The 15,248-nt window shown below is 60.2% G+C and carries 13 protein-coding genes; 4 read left to right on the top strand and 9 right to left on the bottom strand.

What is annotated here, in order from left to right; genetic code table 11:
* Nucleotides 1-166: 166 nt before the first annotated feature.
* The 6 genes from DWY03_RS09665 to aspS form a co-directional block, all read right to left on the bottom strand.
* Nucleotides 167-367 (bottom strand): hypothetical protein, encoded by a 201-nt coding sequence (locus DWY03_RS09665; protein ID WP_035136858.1) that lies wholly within the window; start codon nucleotides 365-367, stop codon nucleotides 167-169.
* A 204-nt stretch (nucleotides 368-571) separates the two neighbouring features.
* Entirely contained in the window at nucleotides 572-2,899 is a 2,328-nt protein-coding gene (locus DWY03_RS09660; RefSeq protein WP_117647983.1) for a ferrous iron transporter B, read from the bottom strand.
* Nucleotides 2,900-3,022: 123 nt separating this feature from the next.
* Nucleotides 3,023-3,244: a FeoA family protein gene (locus DWY03_RS09655; protein WP_006234774.1), complete on the bottom strand. Its 222-nt coding sequence runs from the start codon at nucleotides 3,242-3,244 to the stop codon at nucleotides 3,023-3,025.
* 39 nt (nucleotides 3,245-3,283) lie between these two features.
* Nucleotides 3,284-3,526 carry a FeoA family protein gene (locus tag DWY03_RS09650; RefSeq protein WP_231500839.1) on the bottom strand — a complete coding sequence of 81 codons (243 nt, stop codon included), beginning with the start codon at nucleotides 3,524-3,526 and terminating at the stop codon, nucleotides 3,284-3,286.
* 213 nt (nucleotides 3,527-3,739) lie between these two features.
* The gene (locus tag DWY03_RS09645; protein WP_035136856.1) at nucleotides 3,740-3,988 is read right to left on the bottom strand and encodes an HPr family phosphocarrier protein; all 249 of its coding nucleotides are present in this window, start codon (nucleotides 3,986-3,988) and stop codon (nucleotides 3,740-3,742) included.
* Between the two features lie 367 nt (nucleotides 3,989-4,355).
* Complete coding sequence (gene aspS / locus DWY03_RS09640) at nucleotides 4,356-6,143, bottom strand: aspartate--tRNA ligase (protein WP_117840724.1); 1,788 nt, start codon at nucleotides 6,141-6,143, stop codon at nucleotides 4,356-4,358.
* Between the two features lie 256 nt (nucleotides 6,144-6,399).
* Between aspS and serB the strand changes: the two genes are divergently transcribed.
* The 4 genes from serB to DWY03_RS09620 all read left to right on the top strand — a co-directional run bounded on the left by serB (nucleotide 6,400) and on the right by DWY03_RS09620 (nucleotide 9,402).
* On the top strand, nucleotides 6,400-7,035 hold the full coding sequence (gene serB, locus DWY03_RS09635; protein WP_117840722.1) for a phosphoserine phosphatase SerB: 636 nt from the start codon (nucleotides 6,400-6,402) through the stop codon (nucleotides 7,033-7,035).
* A gap of 114 nt (nucleotides 7,036-7,149) precedes the next feature.
* The gene (larB, locus tag DWY03_RS09630; RefSeq protein WP_117840719.1) at nucleotides 7,150-7,932 is read left to right on the top strand and encodes a nickel pincer cofactor biosynthesis protein LarB; all 783 of its coding nucleotides are present in this window, start codon (nucleotides 7,150-7,152) and stop codon (nucleotides 7,930-7,932) included.
* A gap of 10 nt (nucleotides 7,933-7,942) precedes the next feature.
* Nucleotides 7,943-8,860 carry a LarC family nickel insertion protein gene (locus DWY03_RS09625; protein ID WP_117840717.1) on the top strand — a complete coding sequence of 306 codons (918 nt, stop codon included), beginning with the start codon at nucleotides 7,943-7,945 and terminating at the stop codon, nucleotides 8,858-8,860.
* A 2-nt stretch (nucleotides 8,861-8,862) separates the two neighbouring features.
* A complete protein-coding gene (locus DWY03_RS09620; protein WP_117840715.1) occupies nucleotides 8,863-9,402 on the top strand; it encodes a TetR/AcrR family transcriptional regulator in 540 nt (179 codons plus the stop codon).
* A 307-nt stretch (nucleotides 9,403-9,709) separates the two neighbouring features.
* Here DWY03_RS09620 and larD read toward each other — a convergent pair whose 3' ends face one another.
* The 3 genes from larD to DWY03_RS09605 all read right to left on the bottom strand — a co-directional run bounded on the left by larD (nucleotide 9,710) and on the right by DWY03_RS09605 (nucleotide 15,111).
* A complete protein-coding gene (gene larD, locus DWY03_RS09615; RefSeq protein ID WP_117840713.1) occupies nucleotides 9,710-10,441 on the bottom strand; it encodes a D/L-lactic acid transporter LarD in 732 nt (243 codons plus the stop codon).
* A 49-nt stretch (nucleotides 10,442-10,490) separates the two neighbouring features.
* Nucleotides 10,491-11,768 (bottom strand): nickel-dependent lactate racemase, encoded by a 1,278-nt coding sequence (gene larA, locus DWY03_RS09610; protein ID WP_231500838.1) that lies wholly within the window; start codon nucleotides 11,766-11,768, stop codon nucleotides 10,491-10,493.
* Nucleotides 11,769-12,297: 529 nt separating this feature from the next.
* Nucleotides 12,298-15,111 carry a phosphoenolpyruvate carboxylase gene (locus DWY03_RS09605; protein ID WP_370446057.1) on the bottom strand — a complete coding sequence of 938 codons (2,814 nt, stop codon included), beginning with the start codon at nucleotides 15,109-15,111 and terminating at the stop codon, nucleotides 12,298-12,300.
* Nucleotides 15,112-15,248 lie beyond the last annotated feature (137 nt).

Here is a 15,248-nt window from a genome sequence, read left to right as displayed (position 1 = left end):
CGGTGGAATACGGAGTAGATAAGGCCTTTGACAGCCAAAACAGTCCGCATTTCACCGCAACTGATTTAACGATGCCCAAAATTACTCTTCAACTCGCCGCGCTCGCGTCCAAATGCGCAAAGCGCCCCGCGAACGAATGCTCGCGGGGCGCTTTGATGTCCGGGCCTTATTTGATCCCGCGGCCCAAGTCTTCGGCGATTTTGTCCACGCCCTTAAGTGCGGCGCACGTCTTTTTGTTGGAGCAATGCCCCGTGCAAACGCCACCCTGGGCGCAGTCGGCGCAGGTGCCCTTTCGGTAGATACGCACACACACGGCGACAAACGCAATGCCGATAACAGCCAACACAACAATATCGATAGGTGCCATAGTAAGCCTCCTCTAGTTAACCACCACTTACTTTACCCCATCTTCCACCTGCCAAAAAGGGACAGGTTTGTTTTGGTCGGTTTTATCTGCGGAAACGCCACATCTTACTTCTGGAGCAAAGCAATCTGTCCCCCATTGCACCAAAAAGCCCGAGTGTCACTGGGACACCCGGGCTCGTGGAAAGGGGCTAATCCTTATTTGGACTTAAGCGGAAACTGCGGCGGAAGAGGTGTTGGTCTCGTCCTCGTCGGTCCAAGCATGCTTGGGCATGGGACGGAAGATCTGGAAGAGCATCGCAGCCAGCAGCACGATGGCCACAACCGTCCAGATACCAAACTGCCCAAGAACAAGCAGGTTATAGAACTGGTTGATGAACAGGCCGATGACCCAAGCAAAGGCACACTCGTAGCCGATGGCAATCGCGGTCCACTTACCGGAGTTCATCTGGTTACGGATGGTGCCGATAGCGGCAAAGCACGGAGCGCACAGCAGGTTGAAGGCACCAAAGGCGACGCAAGCGCCCATGGTCGGGAACATAGCCGCAAACGCGGTCCACAGGCTCGGGTCGGTCTCGCCGGCGTCGGCAACGGACAGCAGCGAGCCGGCGGTGGCGACAACGTTCTCCTTGGCAACGAGACCCGAGACGGTCAGTGCGGTGGCCTGCCAGGTGCTAAAGCCGAGCGGGGCGAAGATCCAAGCGACCAGGTTGCCGAACATGGCAAGCACGGAGTAATCCATGAACTCCTCGGGGATGCCCTCCATGGAAGGCAGGTAGCCAAAGGCGCCGTTGTAGCTACCAAAGTTGGAGAGGAACCAAACGACGACGGTGGACGCAAAGATGACCGTGCCGGCCTTCTTGATAAAGGCCCAGCAGCGCTCCCATACATGCAGCGCCCAAGAGCGGATTGCCGGGAAGTGATAGGCGGGAAGCTCCATAACGAACGGCGTCGGGCGACCGGCGAAGAGCTTGGTCTTCTTGAGCATGAGGCCCGAGGCGATGACGGCAAAGACGCCCAAGAAGTAGAACAGCGGGCTGATCCATGCGGCGGTGGTGGAAGAATCGCCGATGATGGAACCCATGAGCAGGGCGATGATCGGCAGCTTGGCACCGCAGGGAATAAACGTGGTGGTCATGACCGTCATGCGGCGGTCCTTCTCGTTCTCGATGGTCTTGGTGGCCATGACGCCGGGGACGCCGCAGCCCGAGGACACGAGCATGGGGATAAAGGACTTACCGGACAGGCCAAAGCGGCGGAACACGCGGTCCATGATGAAGGCGACGCGGGCCATGTAGCCGCAGTCCTCCAGGAAGGACAGCATCACAAAGAGCAGGAACATCTGCGGGACGAAGCCCATGATGGCGCCGATGCCAGCCACGATGCCGTCGCAGACCAGCGAATCGACGAGGCCACCGTCCTCGGTACCGCCCGCCACGAGAGCGTCATGCACCGCGGTGGTGATACCCGGGACATAGGGGCCGTACTGTGCTGGATCGACCGAGTCGGCGTTGTCGCCCGCAGCCTCAACAGCTGCGTCATAGGCGTCGCGACCCTGACCGAGCACGTACCAGCCGTCGGTGCCGAAGAGCTGGTCGTTGGTGAAGTCGGTCACCGTGCCGCCCAGGGTGGAAACGGCGATGTAGTACACGCAGAACATGATGACCACAAAGATCGGCAGGCCCAGGATACGGTTGGTAACCACGCGGTCGATCTTCTCGGAGGTGCTCATCTTGGCCGGAGCCTTGGTCATGCACTCGTCGATAATGTGGGCAATCACGCCATAGCGCTCGCCGGTGATGATGGACTCGGCGTCGTCGTCGCAATCCTGCTCGCACTGGGCGACCAGCTGCTCGACGCGAGCGGCCTTCTCCTTGGTGAGGTTGATGAGCTTGCAGGCGTCCGCGTCGCGCTCAAACAGCTTGACAGCGTAGTAGCGACGCTTGTTGGCGGGAACGCTCGCCGGCAGGTTGTTCTCGATGTGGTCCAGAACGTCCTCGATGGAGGAATCGAACTTGTGCTCCGGCACCTGGCCCTTGGAAGCAGCAGACTTCTTGACCTGCTCGAACAGCTCCTTGATACCCTTGTTTTTAAGGGCCGAGATCATCATGACCGGGCAACCGAGCTTCTTGGAAAGCTTGTCCGTGTCGATCTTGTCGCCGTTCTTCTCGACCAGGTCGGCCATGTTGAGGGCGACGACCACGGGCAGGCCGGTCTCGATAACCTGAAGCGCCAGGTACAGGTTGCGCTCGAGGTTGGTGGCATCGACCACCTGGACAACGACATCGGGCTCGCCGCTCATGAGGTAGTCGCGCGAGCACTGCTCCTCGGGGCTGTAGGGGGAAAGCGAGTAGATGCCGGGGAGGTCTGTAATCGTGACGTTCTTGTCACTCAGGAGCTTGGCTTCCTTTTTCTCAACCGTGACGCCGGGCCAGTTGCCAACGTAGCCGTTGGCGCCGGTGATCAGGTTGAAAAGCGTGGTCTTGCCGCAGTTGGGGTTACCCGCCAGCGCGACATGGATCTGAGAATCCGCCATTCAATCCTTCTTCCTTGTGTGCCCGCGCTGCTTTCTCCGCACGGGCTGGATAATGTGCTTCAACATTGCAAATTTAAGTTAGAAAAACCTAACTTTATCTGCATAAATAGTTGCCGCGGGCCCTTACTGGACCTCGACGACGGCAGCCTCCTCCTTGCGGATGGAAAGCTCGTAGCCGCGCACGTTGATCTCGACCGGATCTCCGAGCGGTGCAACCTTAACGACCTTGAACGAAGTGCCCTTGATGAGGCCCAGGTCCATAAGGTGACGGCGAAGCGCGCCCTCGCCGTGAAGCTTGACGATGGTAGAGCTCTCGCCCACCTTAACGTCACCCAACGTCTTCATATTCTTTTCCCCCTTTCAGCTTTTATGAAATGCTGCGAACTAACCGACGGTCATGATGTGCATGGCGACCTTGGTATCGATACCAAAGCGTGCGCCCAGCACGGTGACGATGATATTGGCGCCACTCGAGCTCACCACGTGAACCTCACTGCCCTCGACAAAGCCGAGGTCCTTGAGGTGGTGCTTCATGTCCTCATTGCCCTTTACACGAGACACGTGCACGGTTTCGCCCGCTTTCACCATCGAAAGCGGCATGGCCGGCATCTGCGGTCCGCAAGACATGAGTGTGCTCCTAACGTCAGTTCGTCCTCAACATCGACGCAGCAAAAGTTAACCACGTCTATGTTCGCTACAGTAAACTAGCACGTGGTTAACTTTTTGGAAAGGGTCCCTATTCAGTTTTCGGAAAAGTTTCCCATATGAAACAAAAGAGGCGCCGCAAAGAGCGCCTCCCAGAGATGTGACAAAGGGACTGTCCGCAGTCCCTTGTTGCGTTTAGAGCGAGAGGTTTCTGATCGACGTGACACACGAGGCCTCGTCTACGCCCGAAACGCGAAAGACGATGTCCTCGCCGCACTCGCCGTAAAGCGCCATGAGCCCCATCACATCACGGCCGTCGGTATGGCGGTCGCCGATGCTAACCGACACGTCGCTACGATGCTTGGCAATGATGTCGTAGAGCAGCGCAACCGGGCGGGCATGTAGTCCCAACGGATCTTTAATCGTCTTTGTAAACTCGACCATGTCCCCTCCCGCGGCATCGCACATTCGGCCGGCAAACCCAGCCACGTGGTAGTTATTGTAGCGTGAGATGCTTGCCGAGGCCCGCCAGAAGCTCAACCGGAAACTGTGTCCCGTTATTTGGTTGGATTCTGGGTCGCACTTTCCCAAAGGGCCCTGTTCGGGAAACCGTATCCCGTTCTGGACGCAAATTCCGGGTCGTAGTTTCCGCGGAACAACCCTAGCGGAAAGCTCATCCCATTCCGGACGCAGATTCCGGGACGCACTTTCCGCAACGCCCGGTCATCCCATGCCCTCACAATCTCGGCGTATAAAAAACGAGGGAAGGCACGTGTCCTTCCCTCGTTACGGGCAATATGTAGCCGCTTGCCTACATCAGGCGCAGGCTGACGTCCTTGAGCTGGGCGCCGCTAACGGCACTCGGGGCGCCCGACATGAGGTCGGAGCCGCTGGCCGTCTTGGGGAACGCCATGACGTCGCGGATGGAGTCGGAACCGGTGAGCAGCATGCACACGCGGTCCAGGCCCAGAGCGAAACCGCCCATCGGGGGCGCACCAAACTTGAGCGCCTCCATGAGGAAGCCAAACTGAGACTCGGCGCGCTCTTCGGTAAAGCCCAGGAGCTTAAGCATGGACATCTGCATCTCGGCGTTGTGGATACGCATACCGCCGCCACCGGCCTCAAAGCCGTCCATGACAAAGTCGTAGGTGCAAGAACCGGCTGCCAACGGATTGGCCTCGATCTTGGCGATGTCGGTCTCGGTCGGCAGGGTGAAGGGCTGGTGCTCGGCAGCGTAAGCCTTGCGGTCTTCGTCCCAGTGGAACAGCGGGAAGTTGACGACCCACAGGAAGTCGTGGCCCTCGCGCTTGATCTCGAGCGCGTTAGCCATGTGGGAACGCATGCCGCCCAGGATCTCGTCGGAGAGCAGGCGCGGGCCGGCGGCGAACATCACAAGGTCGCCGGGCTCGACGTCCATGCGCTCGCGCAGGGCGGCCATCTCCTCGTCCGAGAAGAACTTGACGATGGGGCTGTTGATGGAGCCGTCCTCGCGGAATGCGATCCAGGCCAGGCCCTTGGCGCCAAACGTGGAGGCCACGCCGGCAAGCTTATCAATCTTGGCGCGAGCCCAGGCACCGGCGCCCTTGGCGTTGATGGCCTTGACGACAGAGCCCTCCTCGTTCGCGGCAGTCGCAAAGACCTTGAACTTGGAGTTGGCGAAGATGTCGGTCAGGTCGACCAAGTGCATGCCATAGCGGGTATCGGGCTTGTCGGAGCCATAGGTGTCCATGGCCTCCCAGTAGTTCATGCGACGCAGTGGCGTGGGCATCTCGACACCCATGCGGCCGAAGGCATCGGCAAGAACCTCTTCGAGCGCGCTCATAACGTCGTTCTGGTCCACGAAGGACATCTCGATATCGACCTGGGTGAACTCGGGCTGACGGTCGGCGCGCAGGTCCTCGTCGCGGAAGCACTTGGCAACCTGGTAGTAGCGCTCAACGCCACCGACCATGAGCAGCTGCTTCAGGAGCTGCGGAGACTGCGGCAGAGCGTAGAAGTTGCCCGGCTGGATGCGGCTGGGGACGATGAAGTCGCGGGCGCCCTCGGGCGTAGACTTGAACAGGGAGGGCGTCTCGACCTCCATGAACTCACGGTTGTGCAGCGCCTCGCGAATGGCAAAGGTAAAGTCGGAGCGCAGCTTGAGGTTGGCCATCATCTCGGGACGACGAAGGTCCAGATAGCGATAGCGCAGGCGGGTGTCCTCGCTGGTCTCGATGCCGTCCTCGATTTGGAACGGCGGGGTGACGGACGTGTTGAGCACCTCGGCATGGTCGGTCAGGACCTCGATCTCGCCGGTCGCGAGCTTGGTGTTGGTGGTCTCCTCGCCACGAGCGCGCACGACGCCGTGGATCTTGATGGGCCACTCGGGACGCATGGTCTCGGCGATCTTAAAAGCATCGCCGTCGGAGTGCTCGGGGTCGAAGGTGAGCTGCGTGATGCCCTCACGGTCGCGAAGGTCGCAGAAAATAAGGCCACCGTGGTCGCGGCGACGGCTCACCCAACCGGTGAGGGTGACCTCTTCGCCCACGTTCTCGCGGCGAAGCTCGCCGCAGGTACGGGTGTGCATGGAATGCTCGTCGATGGGACGGGTCTGGCTCATACCAGTGATCCTCCTTTATGGATCTGTGCCGCCCCGTGTCGTTCCGGGCGGCGTCGTACAGATTTGCCCAGCCTGCGTAAACCGCGCAGCCAGACATGGCGTTCTATCTTATCGCACCTGTGTCGATGTGCCGCGGAAAAGTAGCTCATGCCCAAAGACTTGACGGAGACGAAACAATTGGTGCACCGCGGCCGTCGCCAAGGCGTGCCACGTGCGACAATGTGCCCCAATACAACTGCACTCGGAAAGGCCCGCCATGACTGCACGCCTCATCGTTATGGATATCGACTCCACACTCATCAACCAAGAGGTCATCGACCTGTTGGGCGAGGAGGCCGGCGTGGGCGAGCAAGTAGCGCAGATCACCGAACGCGCCATGCGCGGCGAACTGGACTTTAAGCAGGCGCTCGAGGAGCGCGTGGGGCTGCTTGCCGGCTTGGACGAGAGCGTGTTCGAGCGCACCTTTGAGCGCGTGACCTTTACCCCCGGCGCGCTGGAGCTTGTGCGCTCGGCGCATAGCAAGGGCTGGAAGGTCGGCGTCGTGAGTGGCGGCTTCCACGAGGTCGCCGATAAGATCGTGGCCGCCGCGGGCATCGACTTTTGCCTGGCCAATCGTCTGGAGGTCGTGGACGGCCAGCTCACCGGCAAGCTGGCGGCAGACATTGTGACCAAGGAGTCCAAGCTCATCCAGCTGCTGGATTGGGCGGTTGAGTGCGGCGTCGACATGGCCCACACCGTCGCGATCGGTGACGGCGCCAACGACATCCCCATGATTCAGGCCGCGGGTACGGGCATCGCGTTTTGTGCCAAGCCCAAGACGCGCGAGGCCGCCCCGTTTGCCATCGACGAGCGCAATCTGATGCTCGCCATGGACATCATCCTGCGCGACTAGCCAATCCGTCTAGCAATTGAATCAGTCTGTCCTATAGTTTCCGAACAATTCTGTCTTAGTGTTCGGAAACATACCCTTTGAGTGCTAAACTTTGCGCCGTCGAAGGGAACATATATGGATAAGCGAGATCTAGAGCAGCTGCTGAGCGATGTTGCCGGCGGAGCAGTCACCCCTGCCGACGCCCTCACGCGCATCCAGACGGCTCCGACCGCCGATTTGGGCTTTGCGCAGCTCGACCTTTCGCGCGGGGTGCGCCAGGGAGCCGGCGAAGTTGTCTACGGCGCCGGTAAAACCGCCGAGCAAATTGCCGCCATTATCGAAGCGCTGCGCGATGCCGGCCAGGAGCGCATCCTGGTCACACGCCTGGACGCCAAAAAGGCCGCCCGCACCTCGGAGCTCCTCGGCAACGGCATCGACCTGGGATATGTCCCGGACGCCCAGCTCGCCCTCGCGGGCGGCAAGCCCTCCCCCACCGGCAACGGACGCATCGTCGTCGCCTGCGCCGGCACGAGCGACCTGCCCGTTGCCGAGGAAGCCGCGTTGACGGCCGAGTTCTACGGCAACGAAGTCGATCGCCTCTACGACGTGGGTGTCGCCGGCCTGCACCGCCTGCTTGCGCATGCCGAGGAACTTGCCCAGGCACAGGTGGTCATCGCCATCGCCGGCATGGAGGGCGCCCTGGCGAGCGTCATCGGAGGCCTGGTGAGTTGCCCAGTCATCGCCGTTCCCACCAGCGTGGGCTACGGCGCGAACTTTGGTGGCGTGGCCGCGCTGCTCGCCATGCTCAACTCCTGCGCCAGCGGCGTCTCGGTCGTCAATATCGACAACGGCTTTGGTGCCGCCTACCAGGCAAGTCTTATCAATCATCTGAGCGCCGGCACGTCCTGCGCCCGCTAAGGAGCATTTCATGTCCAACCATCAGCACACGCTTATCATCGACGGCACCTCGGGCATCAGCGGCGACATGACCGTCGCGGCCCTGCTCGACCTGGGCGCCAGCGAGGAGCATCTGCGCGACCAGCTCGCCACGCTGCCGGTCGGCGGCTTTGAGATTGCCGTTACACGCGTAAACAAGCATGGCATCGACGCCTGCGACTTTGATGTTCAGCTGGCAGAGGAGCTCGAGAACCACGACCACGACATGGCCTGGCTCTACGGCAACGAAGCGGGCACCGAGCACACACATGAGCATGAGCACCACCACCATGATCATGGCGAGCACGAACACGAGCACTGCCACGAGCATGACCATGAGGCCCACGGCCATGACCACGATGGCCATCATCACGCCCACCACCATCACCACCGCTCTTTGGCAGACGTCACCGCCATCATCGATGGCTCACGGCTAAGCGATGGTGCCAAGCGTCGTGCCCTCGCCATTTTTTCTGTACTCGCTGATGCCGAGGCAAAGGCTCACGGCAAAACGCCCGACACCGTCCTGTTTCACGAGGTGGGCGCCGTCGACTCCATTGTCGACGTCTGCTCTGTCGCCATCTGCCTCGACGACCTTGGTATTGAGGACATCGTGGTCGAGTCGCTCTCCGAGGGTCACGGCACCATCCACTGTGCCCACGGCCTCATGCCCATTCCCGTCCCCGCTGTCGTCAACCTGTGCCAGGCGGGCAATATCGCCCTCGCGCCTGCACCGGTCGCCGGCGAGCTCGTGACGCCGACGGGCGCCGCCATCGTCACCGCGCTGCGCACGTCCGACCAACTGCCCTCACGCTACCGCATCGAAGCCGTCGGCTACGGCGCCGGCAAACGCCCCTACGAAGGTTGCTCCGGTACGCTCCGCTGCCTGCTCGTTCACGCGGACGCATAGCCATGGATGCCCGCAAGGCAAAAAGCCGCGCTGCCATCGTTACGGCGTTCTCCGAGCTCCTGTGCGAGAAAGACTACGGCAAGATCACCGTCGGCGACATCATCACTCGTGCCCACGTAGGTCGGGCCACGTTCTACGGGCTCTTCAAGAGCAAAGATGACCTGCTCGCTGAGCTCGTGCGCGATATCTGCACCCATGCCCTCGACGATGACGGTACGCCCCTCGATGACCCACTCGTACAGGTCGAGCATATCCTCAACAACCTCTGGAATCGTCGGCAGGGTGTACGGGCACTGGTAGCCGGCGCCGGCTCACGCGTCTTCGCCGACTGTCTCCGCAAGACCATCATGTCGCGCGCAGCCGAAACCGTCCCCGTCGGCCCCGCAGGCCCCGCCGGCACCATGGACCGCAGTTTCCTACTACACCACATAGCCTCAAGCTTCGTAGGAATGGTCCAATGGTGGGCCTGGCACAATTTCCAAGCAGATAAAGCCGACGTAGCCAAAGACTACCTCTCAGCCATAAAGCCCCTCTTCACCTAAGTAAGAAGCTCATCCCAAATCATCGACCCAACGCAGGGCTCCGCGCACCCCAAAGTGTCACTCGCGCCTCAACGCCCCCACCAGCAACAAGCGCCCACCACATCCAAATTCAGATATATATGTTGGTTGCTTGTTCGAACGCAGCTGGATTCCCGCAGGGTTCGGCTAGGTTAACTTTCCGCCGCACTCCGCAGGACGCAAGAAGCTCCCGCCGCACGAAGTGCGCAGCGGGAGCTTCTTGCATGTCCGAGGACGCGGCGGAAAGTTAACCTATGCCGAACCCGGGCGTTATATCAATTGTCTTGGACTAGAACATGCCCAAGAAGCCGTGCACAAACAGTGCAGCCAGAGCGGCACCGACAAACGGAGCGATGCCAGGAACAAGCAGGCCATACTTCCAGTTGTTGTCAGCCTTGTTCTTAATCGGCAACACCTGATAGGCCATGCGAGGACCAAGGTCACGTGCCTGGTTCATGGCGAAGCCGGTGATGCCGCCCATGCCCATGCCAACGGCCCAGACAATCAGACCGACGCAGATGGCGAGCAACAGAACGTTCTCACCAGCACGGCTAGCAGCAGCAAGGATGGCGCTGATGAACACGAAGGTGCAGATAGCCTCGCAGAAGAAGTTGCGGGCATAGTTCGTGCCCTCGGTGGTGGGGTTGGTCGAGAAGATGTTGCGCTGAGCAATGGGATCGACGACGCCTTCGGAAGCCTTGAACTCATCGGCATACATAAACCAAGCGATAACGGCACCCACAAAGCCGCCGAGCATATCGGCAAGCATGAAGGGGATGCAGTTGCCCCACGGCACCAGACCGACGATGCACTGGGCAAGCACCATGGCCGGGTTCATGCACACGGCGCCACCAAAGACAAACAGGCAGACCGAGATGCCAAAAGACCAAGTGGTGATGGCAAACATGTGGCCGGAGCCCTGATACTTGGTGCCCTTAAGCACGGTATCGCAGTGTACGCCCACGCCAAAGATGATCATGAGGGCCGTTGCGCCGAATTCGCAGAGGAGTTTGGTAAGCATAAAACCTTATCTTTCTTGTCGGTTATAAACGATTCGTTTAGGCCGCGCGCTAGTGCTGAGCGACGACAACGCCCAGGCCATCGGGAATGACGGCCACCTTGGCATCGGCACCCTTCATCTCAAAGGCGAGCTTGAGCGCCTCCTCGAGGGTGTTGACCGGCGTCATGTGCATATCCTTAATCATCTGGTGATCGCACAGGTCGGTAACCATGATCACAGGGTGATGTGCCAGGATGCGGGCGAAAATCTGGCTCGTCCACTGATCGGGCAGGGTCTCGTCCTTTGGACGATCGATGCAGGCACGCTCAAACTCTGCCGGATCGTTGTCGGCGATGTTGTGATAGAAGCCCTCGCCACCGTGACCGTCGGCACAACCGGCAACGTCGATAATCACACCGCCCTCGGGAAGCGTGGCCTCGGCAGAGCACATGCCCTTCACGGCCTGGTAGATGTTCTGGTCGAGCGGGTAGCCGCCGTTGGTGGTGATGGCAATCTCGCACTCGACGGGCTCAACGCCGGCAAGGCTCTTTACGAACTCGCAGCCAGCCTCGTGTGCCTTGTGGATGTCGCCGGCGAAGGAGCCAATGACCTCGTGCTTGCCGTTGAGCACCACGTTAAGCACAAAGGCAAGGTGAGCCATCTCGGCAGCGGCAAACATGTCCTCGCTCACGTGGTTATGGCACAGGTTGCCGGCACGCGAATGGGAATCGTTCACAAACTGGCCGTTGTGGTTGTACATGATGGTCTTGTAGCTGGCGATGCCAGGCAGGACGGACTTGCGGCTGCCGGAGAAACCAGCAAAGAAGTGCGGCTCAATAAAGCCCTCGGCAAGCAGCAGATCGCAATCGACGGCAATCTTATTGATGATGCACTCGCCACCAGAAGGCAGGGTGCCGATCTTTTTCATCATGCTGTCGTCAGTCGCGACGTGCATAACGATTTCCTCGTTGGCAACAATTTCCTCGCCGTACTTGTTGACGAGCTCCTCGTGCGTCGACGGACGATGCATACCCGTAGCAACCAAAATACGCACGCGAGCCTCGGGCGCAGCGGAATGGATGTGATGCAGCAGAATAGGCATCGTCACACGCGAGGGAACGGGGCGCGTATGGTCGGAGCTAATAATGACAATATCCTTCTTGCCAGCGCAAAGCTCCCCGAGCGAAGGCGAGCCATAAGGGTTGACAAGCGACTCCTCCACCAGCTCTTCCTGCGATTTCGTGGTCTTTAACTCGTTTTGATGACCTTCCATCACACCCGCGAAGTTCTTATCCTCAAGCTCCAGATGCAACGTCTTGTGGTCAAACGGCAGTTCACATTCAAACAATGACGAGCGCCCTCTTCCTTTCAACTGACACACTAGATAAACCGTTGGAAGGATACGCCGCTCACCGAAAAACTCCACCGTCCACCGACTCATTAACACAACGTTCATATTTGACCCACAACAAAACGGCTGCGATCCCAAACGGGACCGCAGCCGCAACAGCCGTAAGGCGAGAAGCGCCACATGCATCTCAAACCCGATCGATAAGACGCGAGGCGCAAAGCGCACTTTAATCTCTTCAGCCCCAATCCCAGAAGACCGAGGACAAAGAGGCCCGACGGGTTTCCCTCTGAATGCATTCCGCAGCACGAAGCCCCTTCCAAACGCGCGAAGCGCACTATATTCCCTCAGCCAGTAATCCGCCGAAGGCCGGACATCGCAGGGCCCGCCATCAGTTTACTTTTAGGCACACTCCGCAGGACGCAAGAAGCCCTCGCCGCACGAAGTGCGCAGCGAGGGCTTTTTGCATGTCCGAGGACGTGCCTAAAAGTAAACTGATGGCGGGCCCGGACGACTACAGGGCTATCGATTACCCCGTGTTTTGCAATCCTGCCGAGACGCCGGTCACAGTCGAAAGAATCAGGCTCATGTACTCGGCCTTCTTCTCCTCGGCCATCTCGTCCTGGTTCATACGCACCTCGCGAAGGGCGCGGACCTGGGCGATGGACAGGGCGTCGACATAGGGGTTACGCACGCGAACGGCGCAGCCGAGCACGCGACGACGCTGCAGCGGCCATTCGTCACCGACGATGGCAAGGACCCACTTACGGGTGAGCTGCATCTCGGTAAAGACCTTCTCGGACAGATCCTCGCGGTCGCCCAGGTGCAGATACATCTTGGCGATGCGCTGATCGGTCTTGGCGATCGACATCTCAATATTGTCGATAAAGGTGCGGAAGAACGGCCACTCCTGGTAGGCAGCCTTGAGCTGGTCAAGGTCGCCCAGCTGCTCGCAGGCGGTGCCCAGGCCGTACCAAGCGGCCAGGTTAATGCGCGCCTGGCTCCAGCTGAAGATCCACGGAATGGTACGCAGGTCGTCGAGCGACTTGGCGCCCAAGCCGCGCTTGGCGGGACGCGAGCCAATCGGCAGCAGACCGACCTCGGTCAGCGGCGTCACGGTCGAGAACCACGGTGTAAAGTCCTCGGTGTTCAGCAGGTCCAGATAGCGCTCGTGGCTTGCGGCGTTAAGCTTCTCGGCCATATCCCAGAACTTCTGCGTGGTCTCGGTGTTGGTTTTCTCGACACTCGGGGCCGACTGCAAAAGCGTTGCGGCGGCAACGGACTCAACATGGCGCTGAGCCAGCGTGCGGTTGCCGTAACGGGCAAAGATGACCTCGCCCTGCTCGGTGAGCTTAAAGAAGCAGTTGACCGAACCCTTGGGCTGCGCCAGCACGGCCTTGTTGGCCGGGCCGCCGCCACGGCCCACGGCACCGCCGCGACCGTGCATGAGCACCAGGTCGATATCGTTCTTCTCGGCCCACTTGGCAATGCGCTCCTGCGCGGAGTGCAGCGCGAGCATGGCCGTGGTAGGACCGGCATCCTTGGAGGAGTCGGAATAGCCCAGCATGACCTCCATGCGGCGGTTGGTCTGGGCAAGGCGCTTTTGCACCACAGGCAGCGTAAGCATCTGATCGAGCACGTCGACGCAGCCCTCGAGGTCCTCGAGCTGCTCGAACAGCGGGATCACGTCGAGCTCGGGGACATCCTCCTCGTGTGCAAAGGACAGGTGGGCAAGCTCAAAGACGTCGGCCACATGCTGGGCGCTCTTGGTAAACGAGATGATGTAGCGGTGCGCCATCTTCTTGCCGTAGCGCTTTTGGATGGAGCCGATAGCGCGGAAGGTATCGATGACCTCGCGCGTCATGGGCTGCAGGTCGCCATGGATACCGTTCTCGTGGATATCCTTAAGGGCGCGGGCATGCACCACGGAGTGCTGACGGAACTCCATCTCGACCATATGGAAGCCGAAGGACTCGACCTGCCAGATGATGGTTTGGACCGGGCCGTAGGCAGCACGGACGGCACCGCAGGCGGCCAGCGAACGCTGGACGACGCGCAGGTCATCCAGGAACTCGTCGGCGCTGTGGTACATGGTGTCGGTGATACGACGGACGGTGGCGTTCAGGCGGTCGGCCATGACGAGCATGACGGCGCGATGCGGCTCGTGCTCGGAGATCAGCTCGGCGCGGGCCGTGTAACGAGGGCTCATCTCGACCTGATGGTTCCACAGGTTAATGAGCTCGGCCGACGGCTTGCTGTAGGTAGCCTCGAGCGTGAGGTTGCGGCCGATGTGGCGGCACTTGTCCTCGAGCTTGAGCACCATGTGCGTAAAGTACTTGGCGGCGACCTCACGGCTCACCTTGGCGGTGACGTTGGGGTTACCGTCGCGGTCGGAACCGATCCAGCTGCCGGGATGGAAGAACGCCGGGCACAGCGGCGGCACAGTACCGGCCTTGTCGCCCAGCACCCAATCGTCAAAACGACGATAGATAACGGGGATAACGTCGAACAGCGTGTTATCGAAGATGTCGATGATGGTATCGGCTTCCTCGACCGGCGTGGGCTTCTTGAGCGCGATGGGACTCGTACGCACCAGGGCGTCGATCTCCTGCAGCATATGGCGCTCGTTCTCCACCAGGTCGGAGCCGCCCAGACGCGGACGCTCCTCCAGCAGGTTGGAGATACGGCGGATCTTGCCCTCGACGGCCTTACGACGGGCCTCGGTGGGATGTGCGGTAAAGACAGGGTGGAACTCGAGCTTGTCGAGCAGCTCGTTGGCACCCTCGACACCCAGCTCATTCACCAGCTGGTGATAGGCAACGGTAAGCTCGTTGGCAGGATCGACCTCGGTATCGGTCGACGCACCGGCCTCGCGCTCGCGCAGCTGCGCCACACGGTAGTTCTCCTCCGACAGGTTTGCCAGATGGAAAAAGCTCGTAAAGGCGCGAACGATGACCTGCTGCTTATCGAGCGGCAGGCTGTCGATCAAATCGACGACCTCACGAAATGCCACGGCAGTGGGCTCGTCGGCGGTGGGCACGCCCTGCTCGTCGACGGCTTCGTCGGCAGCGCAGGTACCGGGGTTGCCGGCATTGACCACAATCTCGGCTGTCAAAATCTTGTCGAACAGGTCCGCGATCTCGGGATCATACTCGCTAAGCACACGGCGCTCCAGGCGCAAGAACAGCGCCAGATTGTCGCGCAGCTCCTCGGGGATCTCGATCTCGGCGAGACGCTCCCTGGACTCGGCATTCGAGCCGATTCGGTTAACGAGGCGGTTGACCACGGCAGCGACGCGCGCCGCGGCTTCGGGTACAGACTGGTTGCTTAGGTTCTCAGCCACGTTTCCTCCCATTCCTCCTTCTATGCACGTAACATGCGGTATTCATTATAGGCGCTTGAGAAATACTTTCGACACTGATTGCGCTTTACCACACAAAAGTATTTTCTGCACCTTGATTCTCATTTTCATTGCAACGG

Source organism: Collinsella sp. AF23-2 (genome assembly GCF_003459245.1).
Lineage (GTDB): Bacteria > Actinomycetota > Coriobacteriia > Coriobacteriales > Coriobacteriaceae > Collinsella.
This window is presented reverse-complemented; position numbering and strand designations above follow the sequence as displayed.

What these genes read in the sequence shown, in the direction of transcription:
- DWY03_RS09665 (WP_035136858.1), bottom strand. Translation starts at nt 367, where the DNA reads ATGGCACCTATCGATATTGTTGTGTTGGCTGTTATCGGCATTGCGTTT.
- DWY03_RS09660 (WP_117647983.1), bottom strand. Translation starts at nt 2,899, where the DNA reads ATGGCGGATTCTCAGATCCATGTCGCGCTGGCGGGTAACCCCAACTGC.
- DWY03_RS09655 (WP_006234774.1), bottom strand. Translation starts at nt 3,244, where the DNA reads ATGAAGACGTTGGGTGACGTTAAGGTGGGCGAGAGCTCTACCATCGTC.
- DWY03_RS09650 (WP_231500839.1), bottom strand. Translation starts at nt 3,526, where the DNA reads ATGTCTTGCGGACCGCAGATGCCGGCCATGCCGCTTTCGATGGTGAAA.
- DWY03_RS09645 (WP_035136856.1), bottom strand. Translation starts at nt 3,988, where the DNA reads ATGGTCGAGTTTACAAAGACGATTAAAGATCCGTTGGGACTACATGCC.
- aspS (WP_117840724.1), bottom strand. Translation starts at nt 6,143, where the DNA reads ATGAGCCAGACCCGTCCCATCGACGAGCATTCCATGCACACCCGTACC.
- serB (WP_117840722.1), top strand. Translation starts at nt 6,400, where the DNA reads ATGACTGCACGCCTCATCGTTATGGATATCGACTCCACACTCATCAAC.
- larB (WP_117840719.1), top strand. Translation starts at nt 7,150, where the DNA reads ATGGATAAGCGAGATCTAGAGCAGCTGCTGAGCGATGTTGCCGGCGGA.
- DWY03_RS09625 (WP_117840717.1), top strand. Translation starts at nt 7,943, where the DNA reads ATGTCCAACCATCAGCACACGCTTATCATCGACGGCACCTCGGGCATC.
- DWY03_RS09620 (WP_117840715.1), top strand. Translation starts at nt 8,863, where the DNA reads ATGGATGCCCGCAAGGCAAAAAGCCGCGCTGCCATCGTTACGGCGTTC.
- larD (WP_117840713.1), bottom strand. Translation starts at nt 10,441, where the DNA reads ATGCTTACCAAACTCCTCTGCGAATTCGGCGCAACGGCCCTCATGATC.